At 66.6% G+C, this 24,865-nt stretch carries 22 protein-coding genes and 4 tRNA genes; 9 read left to right on the top strand and 17 right to left on the bottom strand.

Going from position 1 to position 24,865, the window contains the following annotated elements:
• Positions 1-355: 355 nt before the first annotated feature.
• The 3 genes from ACFXNW_RS04940 to ACFXNW_RS04930 form a co-directional block, all read right to left on the bottom strand.
• Positions 356-1,762 carry a M1 family metallopeptidase gene (locus ACFXNW_RS04940; protein WP_379415927.1) on the bottom strand — a complete coding sequence of 469 codons (1,407 nt, stop codon included), beginning with the start codon at positions 1,760-1,762 and terminating at the stop codon, positions 356-358.
• A 153-nt stretch (positions 1,763-1,915) separates the two neighbouring features.
• Positions 1,916-2,584 carry a DUF3239 domain-containing protein gene (locus tag ACFXNW_RS04935; protein ID WP_379415925.1) on the bottom strand — a complete coding sequence of 223 codons (669 nt, stop codon included), beginning with the start codon at positions 2,582-2,584 and terminating at the stop codon, positions 1,916-1,918.
• Between the two features lie 40 nt (positions 2,585-2,624).
• Complete coding sequence (locus ACFXNW_RS04930; protein WP_379415924.1) at positions 2,625-4,283, bottom strand: DNA repair helicase XPB; 1,659 nt, start codon at positions 4,281-4,283, stop codon at positions 2,625-2,627.
• A 154-nt stretch (positions 4,284-4,437) separates the two neighbouring features.
• Between ACFXNW_RS04930 and ACFXNW_RS04925 the strand changes: the two genes are divergently transcribed.
• On the top strand, positions 4,438-5,082 hold the full coding sequence (locus ACFXNW_RS04925) for a LysE family translocator (RefSeq protein ID WP_379415923.1): 645 nt from the start codon (positions 4,438-4,440) through the stop codon (positions 5,080-5,082).
• Between the two features lie 15 nt (positions 5,083-5,097).
• Here ACFXNW_RS04925 and ACFXNW_RS04920 read toward each other — a convergent pair whose 3' ends face one another.
• Complete coding sequence (locus ACFXNW_RS04920; RefSeq protein WP_379415922.1) at positions 5,098-6,276, bottom strand: pyridoxal phosphate-dependent aminotransferase; 1,179 nt, start codon at positions 6,274-6,276, stop codon at positions 5,098-5,100.
• Positions 6,277-6,475: 199 nt separating this feature from the next.
• Here ACFXNW_RS04920 and ACFXNW_RS04915 point away from each other — a divergent pair, with 199 nt between their 5' ends.
• A complete protein-coding gene (locus tag ACFXNW_RS04915) occupies positions 6,476-6,679 on the top strand; it encodes a hypothetical protein (protein WP_379415920.1) in 204 nt (67 codons plus the stop codon).
• A 52-nt stretch (positions 6,680-6,731) separates the two neighbouring features.
• Here ACFXNW_RS04915 and ACFXNW_RS04910 read toward each other — a convergent pair whose 3' ends face one another.
• Positions 6,732-7,652 carry a sigma-70 family RNA polymerase sigma factor gene (locus tag ACFXNW_RS04910; protein WP_379415919.1) on the bottom strand — a complete coding sequence of 307 codons (921 nt, stop codon included), beginning with the start codon at positions 7,650-7,652 and terminating at the stop codon, positions 6,732-6,734.
• A 97-nt stretch (positions 7,653-7,749) separates the two neighbouring features.
• On the opposite strand from ACFXNW_RS04910, the gene ACFXNW_RS04905 reads away from it, so the two are divergent.
• Positions 7,750-8,382: a GNAT family N-acetyltransferase gene (locus ACFXNW_RS04905; RefSeq protein WP_379416303.1), complete on the top strand. Its 633-nt coding sequence runs from the start codon at positions 7,750-7,752 to the stop codon at positions 8,380-8,382.
• Positions 8,383-8,393: 11 nt separating this feature from the next.
• On the top strand, positions 8,394-8,930 hold the full coding sequence (locus ACFXNW_RS04900; RefSeq protein ID WP_379415917.1) for a class I SAM-dependent methyltransferase: 537 nt from the start codon (positions 8,394-8,396) through the stop codon (positions 8,928-8,930).
• A 38-nt stretch (positions 8,931-8,968) separates the two neighbouring features.
• On the opposite strand, the gene ACFXNW_RS04895 is transcribed toward ACFXNW_RS04900, so the two are convergent.
• The 3 genes from ACFXNW_RS04895 to ACFXNW_RS04885 form a co-directional block, all read right to left on the bottom strand.
• Positions 8,969-10,060, bottom strand: a complete 1,092-nt coding sequence (locus tag ACFXNW_RS04895) for a 3-deoxy-7-phosphoheptulonate synthase (protein WP_379415916.1) — start codon at positions 10,058-10,060, stop codon at positions 8,969-8,971.
• A gap of 241 nt (positions 10,061-10,301) precedes the next feature.
• The gene (locus ACFXNW_RS04890) at positions 10,302-10,772 is read right to left on the bottom strand and encodes a carboxymuconolactone decarboxylase family protein (RefSeq protein ID WP_379415915.1); all 471 of its coding nucleotides are present in this window, start codon (positions 10,770-10,772) and stop codon (positions 10,302-10,304) included.
• An 87-nt stretch (positions 10,773-10,859) separates the two neighbouring features.
• Positions 10,860-11,738 carry an oxidoreductase gene (locus ACFXNW_RS04885; protein WP_379415913.1) on the bottom strand — a complete coding sequence of 293 codons (879 nt, stop codon included), beginning with the start codon at positions 11,736-11,738 and terminating at the stop codon, positions 10,860-10,862.
• Between the two features lie 174 nt (positions 11,739-11,912).
• Here ACFXNW_RS04885 and ACFXNW_RS04880 point away from each other — a divergent pair, with 174 nt between their 5' ends.
• Complete coding sequence (locus ACFXNW_RS04880) at positions 11,913-13,553, top strand: (2,3-dihydroxybenzoyl)adenylate synthase (RefSeq protein WP_379415912.1); 1,641 nt, start codon at positions 11,913-11,915, stop codon at positions 13,551-13,553.
• A gap of 115 nt (positions 13,554-13,668) precedes the next feature.
• Here ACFXNW_RS04880 and ACFXNW_RS04875 read toward each other — a convergent pair whose 3' ends face one another.
• Positions 13,669-14,982, bottom strand: coding sequence for a salicylate synthase (locus ACFXNW_RS04875; RefSeq protein ID WP_379415910.1), 1,314 nt, complete (start codon positions 14,980-14,982; stop codon positions 13,669-13,671).
• Positions 14,983-15,156: 174 nt separating this feature from the next.
• Between ACFXNW_RS04875 and ACFXNW_RS04870 the strand changes: the two genes are divergently transcribed.
• Positions 15,157-17,616, top strand: a complete 2,460-nt coding sequence (locus ACFXNW_RS04870) for a glycerol-3-phosphate 1-O-acyltransferase (protein ID WP_379415908.1) — start codon at positions 15,157-15,159, stop codon at positions 17,614-17,616.
• A gap of 17 nt (positions 17,617-17,633) precedes the next feature.
• The gene (locus ACFXNW_RS04865; protein ID WP_379415907.1) at positions 17,634-19,082 is read left to right on the top strand and encodes a 1-acylglycerol-3-phosphate O-acyltransferase; all 1,449 of its coding nucleotides are present in this window, start codon (positions 17,634-17,636) and stop codon (positions 19,080-19,082) included.
• Between the two features lie 29 nt (positions 19,083-19,111).
• On the opposite strand, the gene ACFXNW_RS04860 is transcribed toward ACFXNW_RS04865, so the two are convergent.
• From ACFXNW_RS04860 to ACFXNW_RS04830, 7 genes are all read right to left on the bottom strand, one after another.
• Positions 19,112-19,831: a polyprenol monophosphomannose synthase gene (locus ACFXNW_RS04860; protein ID WP_379415905.1), complete on the bottom strand. Its 720-nt coding sequence runs from the start codon at positions 19,829-19,831 to the stop codon at positions 19,112-19,114.
• Positions 19,832-20,086: 255 nt separating this feature from the next.
• Positions 20,087-20,272, bottom strand: a complete 186-nt coding sequence (locus ACFXNW_RS04855) for a hypothetical protein (protein ID WP_379415904.1) — start codon at positions 20,270-20,272, stop codon at positions 20,087-20,089.
• A 366-nt stretch (positions 20,273-20,638) separates the two neighbouring features.
• Entirely contained in the window at positions 20,639-20,905 is a 267-nt protein-coding gene (locus tag ACFXNW_RS04850) for a hypothetical protein (RefSeq protein ID WP_379415902.1), read from the bottom strand.
• Positions 20,906-20,963: 58 nt separating this feature from the next.
• Positions 20,964-21,037 (bottom strand) — tRNA-Phe (locus ACFXNW_RS04845).
• A gap of 58 nt (positions 21,038-21,095) precedes the next feature.
• Positions 21,096-21,169 (bottom strand) — tRNA-Asp (locus tag ACFXNW_RS04840).
• A gap of 29 nt (positions 21,170-21,198) precedes the next feature.
• A tRNA-Glu gene (locus ACFXNW_RS04835) sits at positions 21,199-21,271 on the bottom strand.
• Between the two features lie 95 nt (positions 21,272-21,366).
• Positions 21,367-22,032, bottom strand: coding sequence for a TetR family transcriptional regulator (locus ACFXNW_RS04830; RefSeq protein ID WP_379415900.1), 666 nt, complete (start codon positions 22,030-22,032; stop codon positions 21,367-21,369).
• A gap of 775 nt (positions 22,033-22,807) precedes the next feature.
• On the opposite strand from ACFXNW_RS04830, the gene ACFXNW_RS04825 reads away from it, so the two are divergent.
• Positions 22,808-22,880, top strand: a tRNA-Lys gene (locus ACFXNW_RS04825).
• A 90-nt stretch (positions 22,881-22,970) separates the two neighbouring features.
• On the opposite strand, the gene ACFXNW_RS04820 is transcribed toward ACFXNW_RS04825, so the two are convergent.
• Complete coding sequence (locus ACFXNW_RS04820) at positions 22,971-23,411, bottom strand: hypothetical protein (protein WP_379415898.1); 441 nt, start codon at positions 23,409-23,411, stop codon at positions 22,971-22,973.
• A gap of 336 nt (positions 23,412-23,747) precedes the next feature.
• Here ACFXNW_RS04820 and ACFXNW_RS04815 point away from each other — a divergent pair, with 336 nt between their 5' ends.
• Complete coding sequence (locus ACFXNW_RS04815) at positions 23,748-24,719, top strand: acyl-ACP desaturase (protein ID WP_379415897.1); 972 nt, start codon at positions 23,748-23,750, stop codon at positions 24,717-24,719.
• Positions 24,720-24,865 lie beyond the last annotated feature (146 nt).

Raw genomic sequence — 24,865 nt, 5'->3', positions numbered from 1 at the left:
TGAACGCGCGGGTGAGGATACCCGCACGAACATGACGGCCGCATCTGATCGGTGTGCGGAGCCCGCGGGTCAGTAGATGCTGGCCATGCCGAGCATGGACAGCGCGAGAATGCTCGGGAGCAGTCGACCGAGCATCTGAAAACCGAAATAGTTCACGATAGTGCCTTCCACAGTTCCGCCCACATAATGGACGTACGTCCAGTCCGGACACTCTGTCGGTGCCGGACGGCGCGTTGTTACGCCCCATGAGTATGGCCGCAGCCGACTGTTACCGCGACCGCTACGGTCAGCACCCCTGACCTCAATATTCCTGTCCAGCAGTGACTCTGGTCACAATATGGCGTCTATGCGACGTTCACACCCTGAGGTCACCAGGAAACAGGTACTCATCCGCGGGCCGGGCGGCCTGATCGAGCCACGCCGCGAAGAATCCGGTCAGATCGGTGGCGGACTTGGACTGGATGAAATCACGGAACTGCGGCATCGAGGCATTGCCGTAGGCGTTGGCGGTGACGAACTCGCGGATCGCGGCGAAGAAGACGTCATCGCCGAGCTGCTTGCGCAGCGCATGCAGGAACAGCGGTCCCCGGTAGTAGACGGAGGTGAATTCGTTTCCGGCGCCGGGGTTTTGCAGCGCAATATCCCAGAAGTGCGGGATGGTCGAGGCCTGCTGCACGGTCTCGCGGTACATCGCGTCGACGTCGGTGCCCTCCATCCGCTCCGGCCACAAATAGTCGGCCGTGTAGCTGGCGAAGCATTCGTTGAGGCAGATATCGGCCCAGCTGTACACCGATACCGAATCGCCCCACCACTGATGTGCGATCTCGTGCACCACCGTCTGCAGATCGGTCCAGGGTGCGTAGATCGGGCGGGTCTGGGTTTCCAGCGAGAATGACAGGTCGGCGTCGACGTAGATGCCACCGGAGGTATCGAACGGGTATGGGCCGTACAGGGATTCGGTGAAGTCGAGAATCTCCGGAAGGCGCCGCTCATGCTCGAGATTGTCCGCCGCGCCGGGAGCGAAGGCGCTGAGCAACGGGGTGCCGTCGGCGCGGCGCTGTTCGAGGTAGGTGAATTTGTCGATGGCGATGGTGGTCAGGTAGCCGAGGATGGGCTGGCGCGATTCCCAGCTCACCGAGCGGGAACCGTCGCGCACCTCGTCACGGGTACGCACGCCGTTGGACACGACCTCCCATTCGGCGGGCACGGTCGCGTGCAGGGTGAAGGTGGCTTTGTCGCGCGGGGTGTCGTTGAGCGGGTACCAGGTGGTGGCCGAATGCGGTTCACCGGCGACGAACGCGCCGCCGCTCGGCGCGAAGGTCCAGCCCGCGCCCGTGGCGTCGGCCGCGGGTCCCGCGTAATCGACCGTCACGGTGAAGGGCAATCCCGGCAGCAGCGGCAGCATCGGCCGCACGGTCAGTTCGTGCTCACCGTTGCGATCGAAGCCCGCGGGCATATTGTTCACCGAGACCCGCTGCACCGGCGGCCCGGCGAAATCCAGATTGAACGACGTGAGCGCCTGGGTGGCGGTGGCGTCGATCCGGGTGGACCCGGTCAGCTGCCTGGCCGCGGGCTCGTAGCCGATGCCGACCTCGTAATGGCGCACGTCGTATCCGCCGTTGCCATCAAGCGGGTAATACGGGTCGCCGAGTCCCGGCGCGCCGGCCAGCGGGTCGTTCGCCGACTGCGCACTCGCCGGACCTGCGAATCCGAGCAGCAGCGCGGCCGCAACCGCGACGGTCGAAACGCCGGACAACCTCATACGAACCCACACCCCTCGTTCGACACCGCATCATCCGGCACCTGTGTACCGGCCCCCGATGGATGGTAGTCGCCTCAGTCGATGAAGCCGCCGGACGCCACCGACGCGCCGGGGCCTGCGAACTCCGCAACACTCATTTCCGCCGGCGCGGGTTCACGACCCGAGATCGCCGGGCAGCTGCTGCGGATCCAGCAGCAGCCGTTTGGCGGAGCTGCGGCGCACCTTCTCGGCGAGGGCGAGATTGTCCGACAGCAGCCGCCACTCCACCTCGCTGATGGCGGCGCGGGCCCGTTCGATGACGTTGCCGTCCCTGGTACCCCAGGCGATGGGCATGGCATTGACCGTCTGGCGCAGCTCACCGACCGCGCGCGAGGCATGATCACCACGCACCGCGACCGACGGCACCCGCTCCCCCGCTTTCGCCTCGTGACCCGGCAGCGCCCGCACCTTGCGGACCACAAGGGCGTAGCGGGTTTCGGTGGTCTCCGGACGGCCGATGTTCACCAGCGCGAGCAGCACCATCCCGCTCGGATAGGTATGCGAGACGACCGCGGGGACCAGCTCACCTTCGGCATACAGCCGGTCGATACGGGACCGGCGCGGCGCCCACAGCGCCACCCAGAGTGCGGTCACCGCACCGAGCGCCGAGGCCACAGCCAGCAGATAGGACCAGGGGTGGTTCAGCCACACCAGATAGGCCGTCACGGCCGCCGCGATCGTCGCGGCGATCACCGCACTGATGCGCAACCGGCGCAGATCGGCGACAACTTCGTTGACCGCATGGGCATGGCTGCGGTCCACCACGAATTCGAAGCGTCGCACGTCTCATTCCTAGCACACGTTGTGGAGGTGGCGCCTCCACTTATCCGATGGCCGGTCCCAGCAAGTCGTCAGCATCTGTGATGCGATAGGCATACCCCTGTTCGGCCAGGAAACGCTGGCGATGGGCCGCATACTCCGCGTCGAGCGTGTCGCGCGCGACCACCGAATAGAAATGCGCCTGCCCCCCATCCTGCTTCGGACGCAACAGCCGGCCGAGCCGCTGCGCCTCCTCCTGCCTGGACCCGAACGTACCCGAAACCTGCACCGCGACCGAGGCTTCAGGGAGGTCGATGGAGAAGTTCGCGACCTTGCTCACCACCAGAACCGGGACCTCGCCGCGACGGAAGGCGTCGAAAAGCGCTTCGCGCTCTTTGGTTTTCGTCGAACCCTGGATGATGGGCGCGTCCAGGGCCGCACCCAGCTCTTCCAGCTGGTCCAGATAGGCGCCGATCACCAGGGTCGGGGCGTCTTTGTGCTTGGCCAGAATGGATTCGACGACGGCGATCTTGGTGTGTGCGGTGGAGCAGAGTTTGTAGCGTTCCTCCGGCTCGGCGGTGGCGTAGGACATCCGCTCGGCGTCGGTGAGCGTCACCCTGACCTCGACGCAGTCGGCGGGCGCGATCCAGCCCTGGGCCTCGATGTCTTTCCAGGGCGCGTCATAGCGTTTCGGCCCGATCAGCGAGAACACATCGCCCTCGCGGCCGTCCTCCCGCACCAGGGTTGCGGTGAGGCCGAGACGACGCCGGGATTGCAGATCGGCCGTCATCCGGAACACCGGCGCGGGCAGCAGATGGACCTCGTCGTAGATGACCAGGCCCCAGTCACGGCTGTCGAACAGCTCGAGATGCTTGTATTCGCCCTTGGTGCGGCGGGTGATGACCTGATAGGTGGCGATGGTGACCGGGCGGATCTCCTTGCGCTCACCGGAGTATTCGCCGATCTCGTCCTCGGTGAGCGAGGTGCGCGCCAGCAACTCGCGCCGCCACTGCCGACCGGCGACGGTATTGGTGACCAGGATCAGCGTTGTCGCCTTCGCCCGCGCCATAGCCGCCGCGCCGACCATCGTCTTGCCCGCGCCACACGGCAGCACCACCACACCGGAGCCGCCCGCCCAGAACGAATCGGCGGCCATCTCCTGATAGTCGCGCAGATGCCAGGCACCGTCGGTGTAGTCGAGGTCGATCGGATGCGCCTCACCGTCGACGTAACCGGCCAGGTCCTCGGCGGGCCAGCCGATCTTCAGCAACATCTGCTTGATGTGGCCGCGTTCGGACGGATGCACGATCACCACGTCGTCGTCGATGCGCTCACCGAGCATCGGCGCGATCTTCTTGTGCCGGAGCACCTCCTCGAGCACCGCCCGATCCAGGCTCACCAGGGTGAGCCCGTGCGCCGGATGCTTCACCAGCTGCAACCGGCCGTAGCGGGCCATCGTGTCGACGACATCGACCAGCAGCGGCTGCGGCACGGCGTAGCGGGAGAAATTGACCAGCGCGTCCACCACCTGCTCGGCGTCGTGGCCTGCGGCGCGGGCGTTCCACAGGGCCAGCGGTGTGACCCGGTAGGTGTGCACATGCTCCGGCGCCCGCTCGAGCTCGGCGAACGGCGCGATGGCTTGACGCGCCGCGTCGGCCAATTCGTGATCGACCTCGAGCAGCAGCGTCTTGTCACTCTGAACGATTAGTGGACCTTCAGCCACCGGTGCCTCCTGTGCAGTGCTCCCACCCATTGTTCCCGAACCCACCGACACCCACCCGCGACGACGGTACTCCCCTGCTCACCGGCGGTGACGGGTCCACCGGTGCCGAACTGGACCGAGACGAACGACCCCGGGCCACGAAAGGATCATCGGCATGATCGAGATAGCGGCGATGACGGGCGTGGCGGCGGCAGCGCTCGGCATGGTGCTCACGCCCGGCCCCAACATGATGTACCTGGTGTCGCGGACCGTGTCACAGGGACGCCGCGCGGGACTGGTGTCGCTGACCGGCGTCGCGGCCGGATTCGGGGTATATCTGCTGGCCGCGGTCGCGGGGATCACGGCGGTGTTCGCGGTGGTCCCCGGCTTGTACACGGCATTGAAGCTGGCCGGCGCCGCCTATCTGCTGTGGCTGGCCTGGCAGGCGCTGCGCCCGGGGGGTGTGTCGGTATTCACTCCCACTCAGCTGCCTGCCGATCCGAGCCGGCGGCTGTTCGCGATGGGCCTGGTCACCAATCTGCTGAATCCGAAGATCGCCATCATGTACATGGCGCTGATCCCGCAGTTCGTGCATCCGGGCGCCGGGCCGGTGTGGTTGCAGAGTCTGTGTCTGGGTGCGATCCAGATCGTCGTCGCGTTGACGGTGAACGCGCTCATCGTGCTGGGCGCGGGGCAGGTCGCCACATTTTTCACCGCTCGCCCGGTCTGGTTGCGGATGCAGCGCTACTTCATGGGGACCGCCTTGGCGGGGATCGCGGCCGTTGTCGTCACGGACCGCGCGCGGCCTGTGCCTGCCTGATCGTCGAGGGGGCGGTCAGCCGATCGGCGCCCCGACGCGCAGCCGCCGGATCCCTTCGTTCAGCGTCTCCTCGCGCTTGCAGAAGGTGAAGCGCACCAAGTGATTCCATTCGCCAGGATGATCGGTGAAGACACTGACCGGCACCGCCGCCACACCTAGGCGGGTAGGAAGTTCGCGGCAGAAGGCCAGACCGTCGGTCGCGCCGAACGGACGGATATCGGCACAGACGAAATAGCCACCGGCGCTGGAATAGACATGGAAGCCGGTGTCGGCCAACGCGGCAGACAGGCGCAGCCGCCGGTCCGATAGCGAATCTCGCAGCGCGGCCACCCAGTCCAGTTCCTCGGTCAGCGCATGCGCGACCGCAGGCTGGAAGGGACCACCGGCCACGAAGGTCATGAATTGTTTGGCCGCGAGCACCCCGTCGATCAGTTCCGGTGCGGCGCACACCCATCCGGTCTTCCAGCCGGTGACGCTGAATGTCTTCGCCGCACTCGACACCACCAGCGTCCGTTCGGCCATACCGGGCAGGGTGGCCAGGCTGATGTGCTCGCCACCGTCGAAGACCAGGTGCTCGTAGACCTCGTCGGCCAGTACCAGTAGGTCGTGCTCACAGGCGATCTCGGCGATCGCCATGAGGTCGGCGCGATCGAGCACGGTACCGGTGGGGTTGTGCGGCGAGTTCACCATGATCATCCGGGTGGTAGGCGTGATCGCGGCGCGCAGGCTGTCCACATCCAGGACGAACCGGTCACCGTCGGCGACGAGCCGGGCGGTACGCCGTTGTGCGCCGGCCAGCGCAACGGCGGCGGCATAGGAGTCGTAGTACGGCTCGATGAGCACCACTTCCTGCCCCGGCTCGACGAGCCCGAGCACCGCCGCGCTAATCGCCTCGGTCGCGCCGACGGTCACCAGGACCTGGGTGTCCGGGTCGTACTCGGTGCCGTAGCGACGGGCCCTATCGGCGGCGATGGCGTGACGCAGCACCGGCATGCCGCGACCCGGCGGGTACTGGTTGAGCCCGTCGGCGATGGCGCGGCGGGCCACGTCGAGCATGCCCGCCGGGCCGTCGGAGTCGGGGAAGCCCTGCCCGAGGTTGACCGCGTCGTGCCGGACCGCGAGTTCGGTCATCTCGGCGAAGATCGTGGCGCCGAAGGGCCGCAGTCGGGCGACGGTCTGTGGCTGCTGGCGCATACCCGGAGCCTAGAGCGCGGAAGATTCCACCAAGAGTTAGCCCATAAATCGCTATCATTGCCACGAGATAGCGAACGGCTATGTTTCACATTTATTTTCCGACTTCTACCTGCATGGTTGTGCGTTGTCCCATAGGCAGCTAGCCTCGCCGTGTTCTATTTCACAGCCCGCCTCGGCGGGCATCTCGAAAGGGGCGTCTATGGCCTCATACCTCGACCTGATATCGAATCCGGCCGCGTCGGAGGTCGCCGGATTCATGTTGGGTCAGCTTCGCGACGTAGCCAACGACCTGATCGCAGGCTTCGGTTCCTCGACCCCGGATTGGGGACTCGGATCGTCGACCGGCAACCACGGCACCGGTTCCTCGACCGGCGACTGGTTCACCGGCTCGGCTACGCCGTAGCGCATGACCCCGTCGGGCCGGCGATGCGCGGTCCGGCCCGGCGGGCGCTCGCTCAGTTCGTCCGGATGCCGGTGAGCTTTCCCGGGTTGGCGATATCGTAAGTGCCCCACACCAATCCGTCGCGCACCGCGAACCCGACGACCCGGCGCGGTGTCCCGGGATCCCGGCCATCGGCCGCCCGTTCCGGCACCAGCGCACCCAGCTGGCCGTTGACCGCCACGATCTCCACGCTGCGCAGCAGTTCCTCACCGGACTCGATCCCGTACTTGTGCAGCAGCCCGACGAAGAACCTCGCGATCCGATCCGCACCGTGCAGCACATTGACGGCAGTGGAGGTGGTGCCATTGGCATCGCCGATCATCTCCGCGTCCGGATGCAGCGCCGCTGTCACCGCCTGCACGTCCCCCGACATCAAGGCCTCGAGCAGTCGCTGCACCGCCGCGACGTGATCGGCGTCGGCAACCGGTTCCGGCGCCCGCGATACCGCCTTACGTGCCCGGACCGCGAGCTGACGGGCCGCGTCGGGCGTGATCTCCAGAATCTCGGCGATCTCGTCGAACGGCACCGAAAGTCCGTCGTGCAGCACGAAAGCCACCCGCTGCGGCGGCGTCAACGAATCCAGCACGACCATGGCGGCGAACCGGAATTCCTGTCTGCGCACCACCGCGTCCAGCGGATCGGGGGCACTCGGCGAGCCGAGCCCGGTCACCACCGGCTCCGGCAACCACTGCCCCACATAGCTTTCCCGCCGCACCGCCGCACTGCGCAAGCGATCCAGGCAGATGCGGCTCACCACGGTGGTCAGCCAGGCCCGCAGATCCTCGATCTCGGACTGCCTGGCCCCGGCCAGACGTAGCCAGCTCTCCTGCACCGCGTCCTCGGCGTCGGCCACGCTTCCGGTCAGGCGGTAGCCGACCGACAGCAGATGCGACCGATGCGATTCGAACAAGTCAGCGAGCAATGCGGCTACCACCAGTCGGAGTCTACGGACCCCGGATGACCCGCCCGCGTCGCCCTCACCGCAGGAAAACCCGGTGAACCGACCGGCGGGTCCGTGCCACCATGAGGCGATGGAAGACCGCATGCTCACCGACGGGAACCTCTGGTTGTCGCGGCCACGGCCCGCCGATATCGCCACGATCGTGGCGCGCTGTCAGGAGCCGTCCATCGGCGAATGGGTCACGATCCCGCTGCCCTACGGCCGCAGTGACGCGGAAGCCTTCCTTACCGACATCTCCGATCCCGGCTGGACCGACCGTAGTCCGACGTGGGCGATCCGTCCGGCCGAGGACGGGCCCGTTATCGGCATGATCGGGCTCGGGTCGCACGACGAGACCGCAGCCGAGATCGGCTTCTGGCTCGGGTCGGATGTCCGGGGCAAGGGCGTGATGTCGCGTGCGGTGCGATTGGTCTGCGATTTCGGGTTCGATCCCGACGGGCTCGGCCTGGTCCGGATCAGCTGGCGGGCCTTCGTCGGCAATTACGCCTCGGCCGCGGTGGTGCGCCGCAACGGTTTCCACTACGAGGGCATGGACAGGTTGGGTGGCCTTCAGCGCGGGGTCCGGCGCGACAGCTGGCTGGGCGCGCGATTGGTGACTGATCCGCCCGGCCCGGTGGCCGACTGGCCCGCACATACCTTCGCAGGCCCTGACCTCGACAGTCCAGCAGTCGAACAGGGCCACGAGTCCGGTGGCAGGGCGTAGTTTCGCCAGGTATGGCCCACGATGCGCGGTTCCAGTGGTTTCGCCAGATCGTCGACCCGGCGCCGGGAGATCGGCTGCTCGAGATCGGACCTGGTTCCAGCGACTCGCTCGCGGTCATGGCCGAAACACTCGACACCGGCTACATCGTCGGCATTGATCGCTCCGCGACCGCCGTGGACCGAGCCGCGAAACGGCATGCGTCGCTGATCGAATCCGGCAAGGTTCGGGTGCGAAAGCTCGCGCTGGAGGAACTGACCCGCGACCAGGCCACCGACCTCGCACCCGACGGGTTCGACAAGATTCTGGCCGTCAACGTCAATGCCTTTTGGACCCGCAACCCCGCCATCGAGCTCTCGGTGCTGCGTGACTGCCTCACCCCTGGCGGCGCGCTGCACCTGTTCTACGGCTACGGGGAGCCCAGCACACACACTTCCATCGGGCCGGCGACGACCCCACGCAACCTCATCGACCACCTGGCCGGGGCGGGCTTCGACATCGAGACAGTTACCTCGGGCGAACTGCTCGGCGTCATCGCCACGCCCCGGTAGATCGTCGCGCGATCACCGGCGGGCCGGGCGCCGGACCTTCAGCGCTCGCGGCGCCGGGCGACCGCGTCGGCCAGCCGATCCAGCTGGGCGGCAGTGGTGTTCCAGTCGATGCAAGCATCGGTGATGGACTGGCCGTAGGTCAGGTCCTCGGCGTGACCGAGGGTCAGATCCTGGCGACCGGCTTCGATGAAGCTTTCCAGCATCACTCCGACGACGCCCTGCTCACCCGCGGCGAGCCGTTCGGCGATATCGGTGACCACGTCGACCTGCTTGTTGTGGTCTTTGTTGCTGTTGCCGTGGCTGGCGTCGATGACGATGCGCTTGGGCAGCGACGCCTTCTCCAGCCGCAGGCAGGCCTCGGACACCGAGGCGGCGTCGTAGTTCGGGCCGGTGCTGCCACCACGCAGGATGACGTGGCAGTCCGGGTTGCCGGTGGTGCGGATCAGCGCCGAACGACCGTCGAGGTCGGTGCCGGGGAACACATGGCTGGCCGCGGCGGCGCGGACACCATCGACGGCGACCTGGACGTCACCGTCGGTGCCGTTCTTGATCCCGACCGGCATGGACAGGGCGCTACTGAGCTGGCGGTGCACCTGGCTGGCCGCGGTGCGGGCGCCGATCGCGCCGTAGGAGACCAGGTCCGCGATGTACTGCGGGGTGATCGGATCGAGGAACTCACACGCCACCGGCAGACCGAGCGCCGTGATATCGGTGAGCAGTTTGCGGCCGATGCCGAGGCCGGTGTTGACGTCGAAGCTGCCGTCCAGATGCGGATCGTTGATCAGCCCCTTCCACCCCAGGGTGGTGCGCGGCTTCTCGAAGTACACCCGCATCACCACATGCAGCCGGTCGTCGAGTTCGGCGGCCTTGGCGGCCAGGCGACGCGCGTAGTCGAGGGCGGCGGCCGGGTCGTGCACCGAGCACGGCCCGACGATCACCATCAGGCGATCGTCGGTGCCGTTGAGCACCTCGACGGTGGCCTTGCGGCCTGCGCGCACGGTGTCGGCTAGCTCGTCGGTGATGGCGTGTACGAGGCGCACTTCGGCGGGCGAGCGCAATGGGCTCACACTGAGGGTGCGCTGATCGTCGAGATCGGAATGCCGTGAATCGACGTCTACTGCGGTTGTCATCGTGGGTGTCGTTCCTTTTCTCCAGGCCGACCCACGGAACATGAACCCCGTCGAGCCGGTCGTCATCCGGCTCGGGGTGGGAATCTGGTCAGCGCGCGCGGTTGCCGCAGACCGACCCACCCAGGGCCGGCTTGCTAAACCAGAAATACACGCGCTGCACGGAGCAGACAGTACCAGCCGATGAACAACTGGTGCCCGCTCGCCCCGTGTCAGATTGCGCACAGCGCTGCTTCGCCCCTGGTCAGCCGAGGGAACCCGGGACGTAGCTACCGGCGGGAGTGTGGGCGATGACGTTCATCCGGTTCCACGCGTTGATGGCGGCGATGGCAGCGATGAGACCGCCGATCTGATCGTCGTCGTAGTACTTGCGCACCTGCTCCCAGGTTCCTTCGCTGACGCCGCCGCCGTCGGCGATGCGGGTGGCCTCCTCGGCCAATGCGAGCGCGGCGCGCTCCTCCTCGGTGAAGACGGTGGCCTCACGCCAGGCGGCGACCAGATTGATCCGCACCTGGTCCTCGCCTGCGTGTGCGGCGTCTTTGGTGTGCATGTCGACGCAGAAGGCGCAGCCGTTGATCTGGCTCACGCGAATCTTGACCAGCTCGAACGTGGCAGGCTCGAGTCCGGAGTCCTCGACCACCCGATTGGCAGTCACCAGACGCTTGCCGAAGCTCGCGGTGATCGAGTTGGCGTAGAGGTTCAGACGGGGTTCCATATTCCTGCCCTTTCGGTATGTGCGACGGCTTCATCGAGACGACGACGCGGCACGGGCAGGTGTGACATCAGGTGTCAGTGGGCTGGATCACACAGAGAAATCGAAAGTGACTCCGGTCAGCTTTTCGGACAGTTCCCACAGGCTGCGGGCGGTTTCCTCATCCTTGGACCGCTTACTCGACCCGGAACGACCCGGGTACCCGCGCAGTCCACGCCAGCCGGTCGGGCCGTAGTAGGCGCCCGGTTCGACGTCGGCGGTGGCGGCGTAGAGCTCCGGCAGCGCGCCCATCTCGGCGCTCTGCGCGAATATCCGATTACCCAGCGCCATCACGGTGTCCTGGATGGATTCGGTATGCGACTGGAGTTCGGTGGCCGCGTAGCCGGGATGGGCGGCGACCGAGAGCTTGGACCATCCGGCCGCTGTCAGCTTGCGCTGCAATTCGTAGGCGAACATCAGGTTCGCGAGTTTGGCCTGCCCGTAGGCCGGCCAGCGTTGATACTTTCGCCGCTGCCAGTTGAGGTCGTCGAGATCGATGGCGCCCATCGCGTGCGCGCCGCTGGACACCGTCACGATCCGGTCGGCGATGCGGCCGAGCAGGAGCCCGGTGAGCGCGAAATGGCCGAGATGGTTTGTCCCGATCTGCATTTCGAAGCCATCAGCGGTGCGGCCGTAGGGCACTCCCATCACGCCCGCATTGTTGATGAGCACGTCGGCGCGGTCGATGGAGGCGGCGAATTCACGCACCGAGGACAGATCGGCGAGATCGAGCCTGCGTACCTCGGCGAGCGAGCCGATCTCGTCGGCGACCGCCTGCCCCTTGGCGACATTGCGGCAGGCCAGCACCACCTGCGCACCGGCTCCGGCCAGCGCGCGTGCGGCAACCGCACCGAGTCCGCTGTTGGCGCCGGTGACGATGAAGGTCCGGCCGTGCTGATCGGGAATGTCGGAGACGCTCCAGCCACTCATGCGGCGAGTCTAGTTGCCACCGGCAGCGCGAGGCAGGGGTCGACACGAGCGAAGTCACGAGTCCGCCGCCACCGCCACTCGAGACTGGGATAGGGTTGCCTTACCTACATAACTGAAACCAGATTCGCGCACACATTTCTCCTGATCACCGCCGATTCCGTTTGTGAGGCAGACGTGAGTTCCACATCCACCGCAGCCGGTACGCACCGCGACGGCTACGTGCCCTTTTCCGATGCCGAAGCTGAGCGGTACCGCGCCGCCGACTACTGGTCCGGGCGCACCCTCGACGATCTGCTTCGCGATACCGCCCGGCAGCACCCGGGCAGGACCGCACTGATCGGCGAGCGGACGCTCACCTACGCGGAACTCGACGCCGAGGCCGATCGAATGGCCCACGGCCTGCTCGCGCTCGGCCTGACACCGGGTGATCGGGTGGTGGTCCAGCTACCCAATGTCGCCGAATTCCTCACCGTACTGTTCGGCGTGCTGCGTGCCGGGATCATTCCGGTGCTCACCCTGCCCGCGCACCGCCGGGCCGAGATCGAGCATCTGGCCACCCTGTCCGGCGCGGTCGCGTACGTGATCGCCGCACAGGCAGGCGATTTCGACTATCGGACCCTCGCCGCGACCGTCCGCGAGAACGTACCGAGCCTGCGGCACGTGCTGGTTCTCGGCGATCCCGGCGAGTTCACCGCACTGGATTCGATTCCGGCGCACGGCGATACGCGCGCGGCGAGTGGCGCCACGCTACCTGAGATCGACCCGGCCGATATCGCGCTGATGCTGGTCTCCGGTGGGACCACCGGTCTGCCCAAGCTGATCGCGCGCACCCACGACGACTACGTCTACAACGCCACGGCGAGCGCACAGGTCTGCGAACTCACCGCCGATGACGTCTATCTGGCGACATTGCCCGCCGCGCACAACTTCCCGCTGGCCTGCCCCGGCATCCTCGGCACCGTCGGCGTCGGCGGCACGGTGGCTTTCGTCGCCGATCCCAGTCCGGAAAACGCCTTCGCCGTCATCGAGAACCATCGGGTGACGGTCACCGCGGTGGTGCCCCCGCTGGCCCAGCTGTGGTCTGCGGCAGTCGAATGGGAAGAGGCCGACCTGAGTTCGCTGCGCCTGCTGCAGGTCGGTGGCGCGAAGCTGGCCGAGGTCAACGCCCGTGAGGTGGAGCCCGCGCTGGGGGTGAAGTTGCAGCAGGTGTTCGGCATGGCCGAGGGGCTGCTGAATTTCACCCGCCTCGACGATTCCGAGGAACTCATCTGCACCACCCAGGGCCGTCCATTGTCGGACGCCGATATCGTGCGGGTCGTCGACGCCGAGGGCAACGAGGTCGAGCCGGGCGACGAGGGTGAACTGCTCACCAAGGGCCCGTACACGATTCGCGGCTACTACCGCGCGCCCGAACACAATGCCCGCGCCTTCACCCCCGACGGCTTCTACCGCAGTGGTGACCTGGTGCGCAGGCTGCCCAGCGGGCATCTGATGGTGTCCGGCCGGATCAAGGACGTGATCAATCGCGGCGGCGAGAACATCTCCTGCGACGAGCTCGAAGAGCATCTGCTCGCCCATCCCGCCGTCCGGCACGCGGCCGCCGTCGGACTGTCCGATCCGAGCCTGGGCGAGAAGGTGTGCGCGGTACTCGTCGTCAGCGGCGAGATGCCCACACTGGTGGAGATCAAGACCTTCCTCACCGAACGCGGCCTTGCCACCTACAAGCTCCCCGATGTGCTGCGGCAGGCCGAGAGCCTACCGATCACCGCCGTCGGCAAGATCGACAAGAAGGCGTTGCAGGCCGCCGAGGGCTGAGCACCCGGAGGTGGTGGTGGCGGGTGCTGCCACCACGTCCGGGCGGACCGATCAACAGCGAAGGCCGTGCTGTCGTGTCACGCACGACCGCACGGCCTTCGACGAACTCTGGCCCCTACGCCTTGACGACGTAGGGCGCGATGCTGCCCAGCTTCTCGCAGGTCTCCTCGAACTCACGCTCGGGCCGCGACTGGCCGACGACCCCGGCTCCCGCGCGCAGCCACGCACCCGCGGTGGTCTGGTACACCGCGCGCAACACCAGGGTGGCTTCCAGCGCGCCGGTGGGCGAGACCGTCACCACCGCGCCGGAATACAGGCCGCGCGGATCGTGATCGAGCCGGAAGACCGAGTCGACACCGGCCCGCTTGGGAATTCCGGAGGCGGTCACCGACGGGAACAGCACCTCGAGCGCATCCCAGCTGGAGCGGTCCGCGGCCAGTTTGCCGCGCACCGTCGAGGCCAGATGCTGGACACTGCCACGTTCGCGCACCGCCATGAAATCCGAGACGACGGACGTTCCCGGATCTGCGACCGCGGCGATTTCGGCGAAGGAGGTCTGCACCGAGATCGCGTGCTCGACGATCTCCTTGGGGTCGGCGAGCAGGTCGGCTCGTGCGGCCAGATCGATCTCGTCACCGAGGCCGAACGCCCTGGTTCCGGCCAGCGGTTCGGTGGTGACAACCCGGTCGTCGTCGACGGAGGCGACCAGTTCTGGGCTGAAACCCGCAGCCTCGAGCCCGCCGAGCCGCAGCAGGAAAGAGCGCGCCGGGGTGTTGTTGGCCCGGCCGAGCCGGTAGGTGGCCGGAATGTCGACCGCGAACGGCAGATCGACCTTCCGCGACAGGATGACCTTCTGATACTGCCCGGATCGGATCTCGGAGATCGCCTCGGCCACCCGGCCCTGGTAGCCGGTCGGGTCGATGCGAATATCGGCCGGATGCGGGACCGGCAGTTCCAGGCCCTGGGACCCGGCGATCAGCTCGTGGATGATGTCGATCTCGGCGTCGGTGGCGCCGCTGATCCGTACACCGGCCTCGCTGACGCTGACCTCGATGCGCGGAATCATCAGGTGCACGAGAGAGGTTCGCGGCGACAGGTGATCGGTGGCGCCGAGCGACCAGGCGCAGAATTCGAATCCGATCCAGCCGTAGGCGTTGCGTCCCTCCAGCGGCAGAGTGCTGAGTGCCCGATCGACGATGGTGGCCGGGCTGCCCTCCCAGGCGCGCGCGGTGGTCTCACCGTTCCAGGTGACGCGCAGTTCCTCCACGTCGAGTTCGATGCCACCGATCGGATCGGCGGCGAACACCCAGGCACCTGGGCGTTCGTACATCACGTACTCGCCGAACCGTTCATCCGCCGCCAGGCGGGACATCGCTGCCGCCGGATCGGTCACATACTCAACGCGCGAGCGTTCGTCCGTGGTCGACAACGATCCTCCAAGTAATGCTGACCTAACTAAACCAGGTAAGGTTAGCATTACCTCCGCCGCACGATGGCGTGGCCGAGCCCACAGCCGGGGAGCGACTCTCGGTCCGGAGTTCCTGCGCGGATCCCTTTCGCGGGCTTGAATAGAGGGATCGTCGTTTTTGCGGAGGGACCACTCATGATCGATCGCGGCGGCGCACCTGCCCGCAGCTCCGGTGAGCCGGCCACCGGCTCGGTGGTCGCGCTGGTAGAGGCGGCCTCGCGGGTGGAACGCGAACTGATCGGCACCTGGCTGGCCGACGGCGGTCTCGCCGCGGAGCTCGGCACCGACGCTCCCGCCACCCAGATCGACCTCGACGCCGGTGCCATCGCCGACCGGCTGACCGGGCGCACCGATGATCCACTGGTGGTTCCGGTCCGCGTGCTGTGGCTACCACCCGAACGCGAGGGCGTGCGCCGCACCACCTTCGCCGATCTGGTGATGATGAGCAATCCGCGCAAACCGCACCGATTCGCTCAACGCAGACTGGTGCGGCGTGAACCGGACCGCCATGTCGTGCTCACCGGACGTCCGGCCCGGCTCAGCGAGCTGCGCGCCAACAATCCGGAGGCCTCGGCACTGCATATCGCGGGCACCACCGAGCCGTTCGCGCGGGCGATCCTGCGGGCAGGCGTGGTCGCGCTCGAACGCGCCGAACGTTCGGTCATCGGCGATCGCTACAAGGTGCCCCGTCTGGTGGCCGAGGAAATCCTCGACTCCCCCGAGTTCCTGCGCCGTCTCGACCTCATCGCCGACCGGATCGGCGCGAGCAGGCACGAGGTGTACCGGCGGGCCGAAAAAGCGCTACAGGAACTGGTCGCCGCACAGAGCAGGCTGGTCTCGGATCTGTTCACCCAAGCCATGCGCCCGGTGCACGCCTCGACCTGGAACGTCGACATCGAGGAATCCGGGCTCCACGCCCTGCGCGACCTCAACCGCCGGTATCCGCTGGTGTTCCTGCCCTCGCACCGCTCCTACGTCGACGCCTTCGTCCTCGGCGACGTACTCGCCCGCAACGACTTCCCACCCAACCACGTCATCGGCGGCGCCAACCTGCGGTTCTGGCCGATGGGTCCGATCGCCCGGCGCACCGGCACCGTGTTCATCCGGCGCAGCTTCGGCGACGACGAGGTCTACAAGGCCGTGGTCGAGGAGTACTTCGGCTATCTGCTGGCCAAACGCTTCAACCTGGAGTGGTACTTCGAGGGCGGGCGCACCCGCACCGGCAAACTTCGCCCGCCGCGCTACGGCCTGCTCAACTATCTGGCCGCCGCGGTGCGCTGGAACCGGATCGACGATGTGATGCTGGTGCCGGTATCGATCACCTACGAGCGGCTCAACGAACTCGGCGCGATCGCCAGCGAACAGTCCGGCGGCAAGAAGAAACCCGAGGGCCTCGGCTGGATGGCCAGATATGTGCGCAGCCAGCAGCATTCTGCCGGTCACGTCTACGTACGATTCGGGGCGCCACTGTCGGCACGGGAACGGCTGGCGGCCTACGGCGATCCGCTGACCGCGCCGCCGCTGTCGATTCCGCTGCATCGCGCCGACGGAACCGCTGCACCGGTCGTCGATACCGGAGACGAAGTGGGCGAACTCGAACGCAAGGCGGTGCAGCGGCTGGCCTTCGAAGTGGCGGTCGGGATCAACGAGGTCACCCCGATCACGGTCAACGCGCTGGCCACCCTCGCCCTGCTCGGCGTCCACGAACGCGCGCTCACCCTGCGCGAGGTCTGTGATCTGCTGGCCCCGGTCCTGGACTACATCGAACGCCGCGACCTGCCGCGCGGTGAGGTGGCGGCACTGCGCGATGAGCAGAGCCTCGCGGTGGTGCTGGAACAGTTGTCGCTGGCCAAGGTCGTCACCGTCTATCGCGGCGGACTCGAACCGGTTTACTCGATCGAGTCGGGGGCGCATCTCGAGGCCGCGTTCTATCGCAACAGCGCCGTGCACTGGTTCGTCAACCGGGCGATCGTGGAGCTGTCGATCCTGGCCGCGGTGGACAAGGCGACCCAAGACCTGGACGACGGCGTCGACACCGATCCGCTGCGCACCGGCTGGGAGGAAGCGCACCGGCTGCGCGACCTGCTCAAATTCGAGTTCTTCTTCCCCGAACGCAGTGAATTCTCCGAACAGCTGACCGCCGAGATGCTGTTGATCGACCCCGGTTGGAACCACCGGACCAGAGACACCCTGAGCGTGGAGATCCTGGCCCAGCTCACCGCCTCCGGCTTCATGATGGCCCATCGCGTGCTGCGCTCATTCTTCGACGCCCAGCTCGTGGTGGCCGAACGCCTGGCAGACCGTGGCGGCGAAACGATCGCCGACCGTAAGCAATTCATCGACGAATGCGTCGCGGTGGGCAAGCAGATGCTGCTGCAGCAAAGGCTGCACAGCCCCGAATCGGTGTCGACCGAATTGTTCACCAGCGCACTCAAACTGGCCGCCAACTACGACCTGGTCGATCCCGCCGAAGCCGAGACCGCCGAGCTGGCCATGCGCCGTGGCGAATTCGCCGAACGGCTGCGGGTCATCGGCGCGCGGATCTCACGTGCCGCCGCCCTCGATCCATCCAACATCCCCGGTGCGGAGCGATAGTGGGCGGCGAGGAGCGGATGCGTGCGCTGGAACTGGACTCCGCGCATTCCGATATCGACTCGGTCGTGGCCGCGATCAGGTGTGGCCCGCAGGGGCCTGCCGTCGCGGCGGTGTTCGAACTGGGCGGTGTGGTGGTCGACGGTTCCGAACCCGCGCCTCGACGCCGGTCCGGCCGCCGAAACCGCGACGAGCAAGCGGCCGCACTGTTGCTCGACGGCATCCAGGATCATCCGTCCGACGGCTCCTATGGCCGGTTGCTACAGACAGCGATCCAGGTGTTCGCCGGACGGACCGAAGCCGAACTCGACGAGATCGGCACCCGGCTGTTCAAGCGCACCATCTACGGGCGCATCCACCCGGAGGCGTGGCGACTGATCCGGACCCATCGGGCGGCCGGGCACACCGTCGTCCTGGTCTCCTCGGCGACCCGTTTCGCGCTCGAGCCGGTGGCGGCGGCGCTCGGCATCGAGCACACCCTCTACACCCGGATGGCAACCGACGACGGTGCGCTGACCGGATATCCGGAGGGCCGGACGCTGTGGCGCTCGGGCAAGGCCGACGCGATCCGCGAATTCGCCGCCGCGTCCGGGATCGAACTCCGCAACAGCTTCGCCTACATCGCGAGCGCCGCCGACCTGACGACCCTGTCGTCGGTCGGGTTCCCGGTCGCGGTGAACCCGGATTCCGGGCTGGCGGTCACCTGTGCGGAACAGGATTGGCCTGCCATGTCCTTTCGCCCGCGCAAGCCGCCGCGCGCGGCCGACGTCGGACGAACCATCGCCGGGTTCGCCGGACTCATCGGCGGAGCGATCAGCGGCGTGCTCAGCAAGTCCTACACCCGGGAACGCAGGCCGATGGCCGATGCGCTGATGAAGGTCGGCACCGGCGCAACACTGCGGACCACCAGAGTGCGGCTGCGCGTCACCGGCGCCCACAATGCGCGTGCACCGCGGCCGGCGGTCTTCGTCTTCAATCATCAGAGTCAATACGACGTCATCATCGTCCCCGCGGTTCTCGGCGGCGGAGTCACCGGGATCGGGAAGAAGGAGCTCACCAAGAACCCGGTGTTCGGGCCGCTGATGCGCTTCGTCGGGGTCACCTTCATCGATCGCGCCGATACCGCACGCGCCAAGGCGTCGCTGGAGCCGGTGGTGCACACCCTGCGCGACGGGCTGTCCATCGCCGTGGCTCCGGAGGGTACCCGCTCCTATACGCCGGAGGTCGGCCCGTTCAAGAAGGGCGCCTTCCACATCGCGATCCAGGCCGGTGTGCCGGTGATCCCGGTGGTGATCCGCAATGCGGGCGAGATCTCCTGGCGAGATTCGATGGTGGTCCGGCCGGGGGTGGTCGATGTGGCGATTCTGGATCCCATCGATGTGAGTGGGTGGGACCCCGTGGATATGCACGACGACGTCGAGCGGGTGCGTCAGCTGTTCATCGATACGTTGCTGGACTGGCCGGAGTAGCCGCGGGCCGTTCAGCGTGATCGGGGTGGCTACACCGCGCGCCCGAACAGCAGCTTCCACGGCATGAGCGCCGATTCCAGCTGCACCTTGAGGCTCATCTTGGAAGCGCCGAGGGTGCGCTCCTCGAAGCGGATGGGCACCTCGGCGATGGAGATGCCCTTCTTGACGGTGCGGTAGTTCATCTCGACCTGGAAGGAGTATCCGTTGCTGCGGATCGAGGCGACCTCGATGGCGCGCAGGGTGTCGGCCTTCCAGGCCTTGAAGCCCGCGGTGGCGTCCTTGACGCCGAGGCGCAGGATCAGGTTCACGTAGAAGTTCGCCCAGGCCGACAGCGCCTTGCGGTACCACTTCCATTCGGCGGCAGTGGAGCCACCGGGCACGTAGCGCGAGCCGAGGACGACGCCTGCGTCGGTGCCGGTCAGCTTCTCCAGCATGGCCGGGATGACTTCGGCGGGGTGCGACAGGTCGGCGTCCATCTGGATCACCACGTCGGCGCCTTCGTCGAGGGCACGGGTGATGCCCGCGATGTAGGCGCGGCCGAGGCCGTCCTTCTCGGTGCGATGCAGCACGCCCACGACATTGGGCAGTTCGGCGGCGAGCTTGTCGGCCACTTCACCGGTGCCGTCCGGCGAGTTGTCGTCGACGACGAGCACGTGCAGGTCGGCCACCGGTAGCGCGGTCAGCCGTTCCACCGCAACGGGCAGATTTTCGCGCTCGTTGTAGGTCGGCACAACAACGGTAACCCTCAAGGGTCGCCCTCCCTGCTCACCTGGTCGCGCCCGGAGACCCGTGCGCAGGCCGCGAGCGATCGTCTGATTTCTCGTGAACGGTAGCTGATCCGCCTCCCCGCGATTTCAGCGCACCAGGCCCACACTCTGCCATCTCACGGCGCCGGACGCACATCCGGTGATCTTACGAACACCACCGTTCACCTGAATTCGATTGCCGCCCAGCGCACCGCCCGCCCCCGGCGACCCCAACCGCCCCGCGCGCACCAGCCGCGCTCAGTTACCTCCGTCACGCCACTGCCGGTCCCGCGCGTCCTCGCTGGCGTTGCGTTCGCGCACGATCTCCAACGCCCGCTCAGCCGTCGCCTGGTCCGGAAACGGCCCGAGCCGATCCGCGAACCAACACCGCTTCCCCTGCTCGGCCCGCTTGTGCTTCAGGCAGTAATACCAGGAATCAGCCATATACCCAGCTTCCCACCCGGCCCAGCTCACAACATCGGAAATGGTCCGATCATCCAGGCCGGTTTCCGAGGCCGCAGACACGGTCCAACGTGCGGAATCTCCAGGATTGCCCACGTCGCGGGACGAAGAGATCTACGCGACAATCAGCAGCTCCCTTGGGGAGAGCTCCGATGCGAGCGTATTCCGCGAGCATGGCGGCCAAGGTTCACCGCGGGGGACGAGGGTGGACGCCCGAGCACCAGTTCTCCTCGCCCGACAAGACGATCTCGCCGACAGCCGCCGCAACGGCTACGACGTAGGGCCCGTCGGCCCAGAATCCGAACATCGGGCTCCCGGACTGCCGTGGCCTGAAATTTGCGGCGGTCGTCATCGCCCGGCCGCTGCGTAGTCCCACTCGTCCTCATCCATCTTCTTGTCCCGTTGGAAGTAGGGAAACGTGGCCGTTGCCCCGGCCGGTATGTCACCGGCGTACCCGATGTTCCACCAGACGTTTTCGTCATCCCATGAGCTGTTGTAGGTCCGCACACCCAATGTGCCGAACCGGTCTCCGAGCCGCTGGTCCGTCACCAGGACCGCGTAATCCTCGTCGATCGTGGAATAGGTGGGGTCGCTGGTGAGCTTGGTGAAGGCCATCCGCCGGGCGCAGACACAAAAAATCCCCCTGACCAGGTGCTCAGCCAGGGGGATGGAGTGGCCAGGGCCGGGATCGAACCGGCGACCTTCCGCTTTTCAGGCGGACGCTCGTACCAACTGAGCTACCTGGCCGCAGGCACCCGAACGGAATGCCATACGTGAAACGCCGGATTTCTCCGGCGTTTACTTGCGACCCTGACGGGACTCGAACCCGCGACCTCCGCCGTGACAGGGCGGCGCGCTAACCAACTGCGCCACAGGGCCTTGCTCTACTTCTTACGATCCGAAGATCGTACCCCCTACGGGATTCGAACCCGCGCTACCGCCTTGAAAGGGCGGCGTCCTAGGCCGCTAGACGAAGGGGGCTCGTCCCGGATTTCTCCGGACCGGCTTTACAACGGGTGTCCGTTGGGAGCTCGCATAGCTTATGACAGAGTTGCGAGGTTTCCCAAACCGGCTGGTCAGAGCGCTAAACCGAGCTCTTCCAGGCGAGCATCCGCACGCCAGCCGTCACGACGGAATCGCTCCACCCATTCCGGGGTCGACATGGACTCGATCACGACCTCCAGCGCCTCCTGGAACCGCGAGCGCAGATCGACGCCGTTGCCGAACAGGTCGATGAAGTAGCGCTGGCCGGCCAATGCGGCCGCGAGGGTGCGGGCGAAGCGGTCGGGGTCGGCATCGGCACGCAGCTGCCCCTGCTCGATGGCACGCACGGCAAGCGCGCGAGTGGCCCGGGCGATGATGCGCCCGCCACCGTTGGGGACGTCGCGGTAGAAGTCGGGCTCGATGATGAGCCGGAACTCGGCCTGCACGATGATGTCGTGCTCGAGCCGCAGCGCGATCTCGTCGAGCATGCCGTGCATGACGTCGAGCGGACCGAGGTCGCTGCGGGCCAGCCAGCGATCGGCCGAGAACCGATATCGGTCCAGCGCCGTATCGAGGACGGCGCGCGCCAGGTCTTCCTTGGAATCGAAATGGAAGTACATGGCGCCCTTGGTGGCTCGCGATCCTTCCAGTATGCGGTTGAGCGATGCGGCGGCGTAGCCGCTCTTGCCGAACTCAACGGCGGCGGACCTGATGATCGCCGCACGTGTCCGGCGGGCCCGCTCTTGCTGCCGTGCCATCTTCGAAACGCCTCCGAAGCCTTATGGAGCCCAAGGGGTTCCACCCCGGCGGGCTCCTTCGCGGCCATGGCGAATCCGGATGGAAACAGGCCATAGACGCGAAGTTATGAGTTTTATCAACACTTACAACAGGGTTTTCGCCCCGAATACAAACTTTTGGTACGAAAACTAGGCGAGAAACCCGAAACACACCGACTGGTATAATTTTCCTGCCCGGGTGCGCCGCAGGGGGTGCGCATCCGGGCCTTATCGTCGTCGCGCTTTTCGTCGTCCCCGATTTGCCTCCTGCGGCGTCAACTCATGGGAAGCCCCGAATTCACAGATTCGCCACGGTACCCGGAATTGTCACCCGACACGCGGCAAACCGTAAGAGTGAAGTTGCCGGCCCGCCCTGGAGCGGCCGCAGCTAACTCCGCGCAACGGCTAGGATGGATTCGCGCACACCGAATCGGCAAGCGACACAGTGTCGTTGGAGAATTCGGTTACCGTGTTCCGTACCAGGAATCGCTACACCCGCCACCGCCGACATCGGCCGCCGACGGCAGGCGGATATCCGAACTCCTTGGTATGCAACATATTTGGATGATATCGCGCCCAGTCGAATGTCGACAAAGCCACCCGAGCCCGCCCCCGCGACATCCGTCACACCCACCACAGCTCGCACAACCGGCCCCGGCCCCCGCACCGTCACGTGACCGCCCCGGCCACCCCACTCCGACTCACCACCCGCCCCGGTTACGAGAAACCGCGCCAGGCCATTACACTTGCCAACCGCGCCCCTATAGCTCAGTTGGTAGAGCTACGGACTTTTAATCCGCAGGTCCCAGGTTCGAGCCCTGGTGGGGGCACCGCGCGGGCGTCCGGTCACCACCGGGCGCCCGAGGTGTTTCCAGAGGTGGAACGCGGTCACAGGACGGCGGCCGGGCGAGCCGAAGCGGTCACGAGTTCGGGTGGGGCCGATCAATGGTGAGGCTTGCGCGTGCCAGCACATCGTCGACGTCGAATTGCGGCGCATGCCAGGAGTCGGCCGCGACACCGACGCGTCCACGCCACTCACCCATGATGGCGACGTGCCTCGGCCAGCGCACGAACCGGCGCATGTCCTGCTCGCTTTCCCAGACCGAGATGGAGCCCCCGCGCAGCTGCGATGGGCGGCCCCAGAGCCAGAGGCCGACTGCGCCTTGCATCACCGGCCAGGCGCCGCCCAGATCGATCCCGAGTTCGTAGATGCGCTGCACGTCCCCCTCGGAAGCGGCCAGGAAATCGGTCACACTCACGAACACCGGGCCGGCGAGGTCGTGCCGCGGCCCCGCCTGCCAGGGCATCAGCAGCGTGCCGTCCGAGAACGCGGTGGGGCTGGTCGTGATCTTGCGGGTCATCCGACGGTTCCGTTCAGATTCATATTAGTACGCATAAACTTACGATATACGTGCGCAGATCATTGCACTGCCCACTGCGGGGCATCCCACAAGATCAGCTGTTTCGCTAACGGCGACCCGGCCCGAAGCGATAGACACCCGGCTACACATCGACGCCATACACTCGCTGGTAGTTGCCGAGCGCCAATGACGGCGTATGACGTCCACCACCCCGACAAATCCGTGGCTGGATGCGTTTCGCATCACACCTACGGTGCCGTAAGGTATGGCCGCATCGGCAACGGTCAAACCTGAGGGGGGCGACCCGCAAGACCGCATAGATGAAGGGCTTGATACATGGCAAGGGATCTGACTCAACTCGAGCTGCTGACGGAGTTGGAGCCGGTTGCCGAAGAGAACGTCAACCGGCACCTTTCCCTGGCAAAGGAATGGCATCCGCACGACTATGTCCCGTGGGACGACGGCCGCAATTTCGCCGCACTCGGTGGGATCGACTGGGATCCGGAGCAGTCGAAACTGAGTGAGGTCGCGAAGGCCGCGATGATCACCAACCTGCTTACCGAGGACAACCTGCCCTCGTACCACCGCGAGATCGCGGAGAACTTCTCCCAGGACGGGGCGTGGGGCACCTGGGTCGGTCGCTGGACCGCCGAGGAAAACCGGCACGGCATCGTCATGCGCGACTACCTCGTCGTCACTCGCGGCGTCGACCCCGTCGCGCTCGAAGAGGCGCGGATGGTCCATATGACCAACGGATTCGCCTCCCCCGCGGAGGCCGACGCAGGCTTCCTGCACTCGGTCGCCTACGTGACCTTCCAGGAACTCGCCACCCGGGTCTCGCACCGCAATACCGGCAAAGTCTGCGACGACCCGATCGCCGACCGCATGCTGCAACGCGTGGCCGCCGACGAGAACCTGCACATGATCTTCTACCGCAACATGTGTGGTGCGGCCCTCGATCTGTCGCCCGACCAGGCGCTCGACGCCATCGCGCTGATTCTGGAGAACTTCCAGATGCCCGGCGCCGGAATGCCCAATTTCCGCCGCAACGGCGTGCTGATGGCCAAGCACGGCATCTACGACCTGCGCCAGCACCTCGAAGAGGTGGTGCAGCCGGTGCTGAAGAAGTGGAACATCTTCGAACGCACCGACTTCACCGCGCGCGGTGAGCAGACCCGCGAGCGCCTCGCCGACTTCCTGGACAAGCTCAGCAAGGACGTCGTGAAGTTCGAAGAGCAGCGCGACCGCATGCTGGCCCGCGAGGCCGCCAAGCGCGAACGCGAGCTGGCGAGTTCCGCGGCGAGCTGACCCGCAACCGAACCACAGACAATGAAGCGCCGCCGTCCGGATTCGGACGGCGGCCCGGGGAAGTGTTGAGCGGCGGGGGTTTGACCCCCACCCCGGGGTGTGGACCACCCCCCGATTGAGCGTCAAGAACGAGAACGCCCCCACGA

The organism is Nocardia sp. NPDC059180 (assembly GCF_042754945.1).
In the GTDB taxonomy this organism is placed as follows: Bacteria; Actinomycetota; Actinomycetes; order Mycobacteriales; family Mycobacteriaceae; genus Nocardia.
Note: the sequence above shows the minus strand (reverse complement) of the source record. Positions and strands in the feature narration are given on the sequence as shown.

Bases quoted from the DNA above. Each gene is read 5' to 3' on its own strand.
- ACFXNW_RS04940 (WP_379415927.1), bottom strand. From the start codon at position 1,762: ATGAGGTTGTCCGGCGTTTCGACCGTCGCGGTTGCGGCCGCGCTGCTG.
- ACFXNW_RS04925 (WP_379415923.1), top strand. From the start codon at position 4,438: ATGATCGAGATAGCGGCGATGACGGGCGTGGCGGCGGCAGCGCTCGGC.
- ACFXNW_RS04920 (WP_379415922.1), bottom strand. From the start codon at position 6,276: ATGCGCCAGCAGCCACAGACCGTCGCCCGACTGCGGCCCTTCGGCGCC.
- ACFXNW_RS04915 (WP_379415920.1), top strand. From the start codon at position 6,476: ATGGCCTCATACCTCGACCTGATATCGAATCCGGCCGCGTCGGAGGTC.
- ACFXNW_RS04905 (WP_379416303.1), top strand. From the start codon at position 7,750: ATGGAAGACCGCATGCTCACCGACGGGAACCTCTGGTTGTCGCGGCCA.
- ACFXNW_RS04900 (WP_379415917.1), top strand. From the start codon at position 8,394: ATGGCCCACGATGCGCGGTTCCAGTGGTTTCGCCAGATCGTCGACCCG.
- ACFXNW_RS04895 (WP_379415916.1), bottom strand. From the start codon at position 10,060: ATGACAACCGCAGTAGACGTCGATTCACGGCATTCCGATCTCGACGAT.
- ACFXNW_RS04890 (WP_379415915.1), bottom strand. From the start codon at position 10,772: ATGGAACCCCGTCTGAACCTCTACGCCAACTCGATCACCGCGAGCTTC.
- ACFXNW_RS04885 (WP_379415913.1), bottom strand. From the start codon at position 11,738: ATGAGTGGCTGGAGCGTCTCCGACATTCCCGATCAGCACGGCCGGACC.
- ACFXNW_RS04870 (WP_379415908.1), top strand. From the start codon at position 15,157: ATGATCGATCGCGGCGGCGCACCTGCCCGCAGCTCCGGTGAGCCGGCC.
- ACFXNW_RS04865 (WP_379415907.1), top strand. From the start codon at position 17,634: ATGCGTGCGCTGGAACTGGACTCCGCGCATTCCGATATCGACTCGGTC.
- ACFXNW_RS04855 (WP_379415904.1), bottom strand. From the start codon at position 20,272: ATGGCTGATTCCTGGTATTACTGCCTGAAGCACAAGCGGGCCGAGCAG.
- ACFXNW_RS04850 (WP_379415902.1), bottom strand. From the start codon at position 20,905: ATGGCCTTCACCAAGCTCACCAGCGACCCCACCTATTCCACGATCGAC.
- ACFXNW_RS04830 (WP_379415900.1), bottom strand. From the start codon at position 22,032: ATGGCACGGCAGCAAGAGCGGGCCCGCCGGACACGTGCGGCGATCATC.
- ACFXNW_RS04820 (WP_379415898.1), bottom strand. From the start codon at position 23,411: ATGACCCGCAAGATCACGACCAGCCCCACCGCGTTCTCGGACGGCACG.
- ACFXNW_RS04815 (WP_379415897.1), top strand. From the start codon at position 23,748: ATGGCAAGGGATCTGACTCAACTCGAGCTGCTGACGGAGTTGGAGCCG.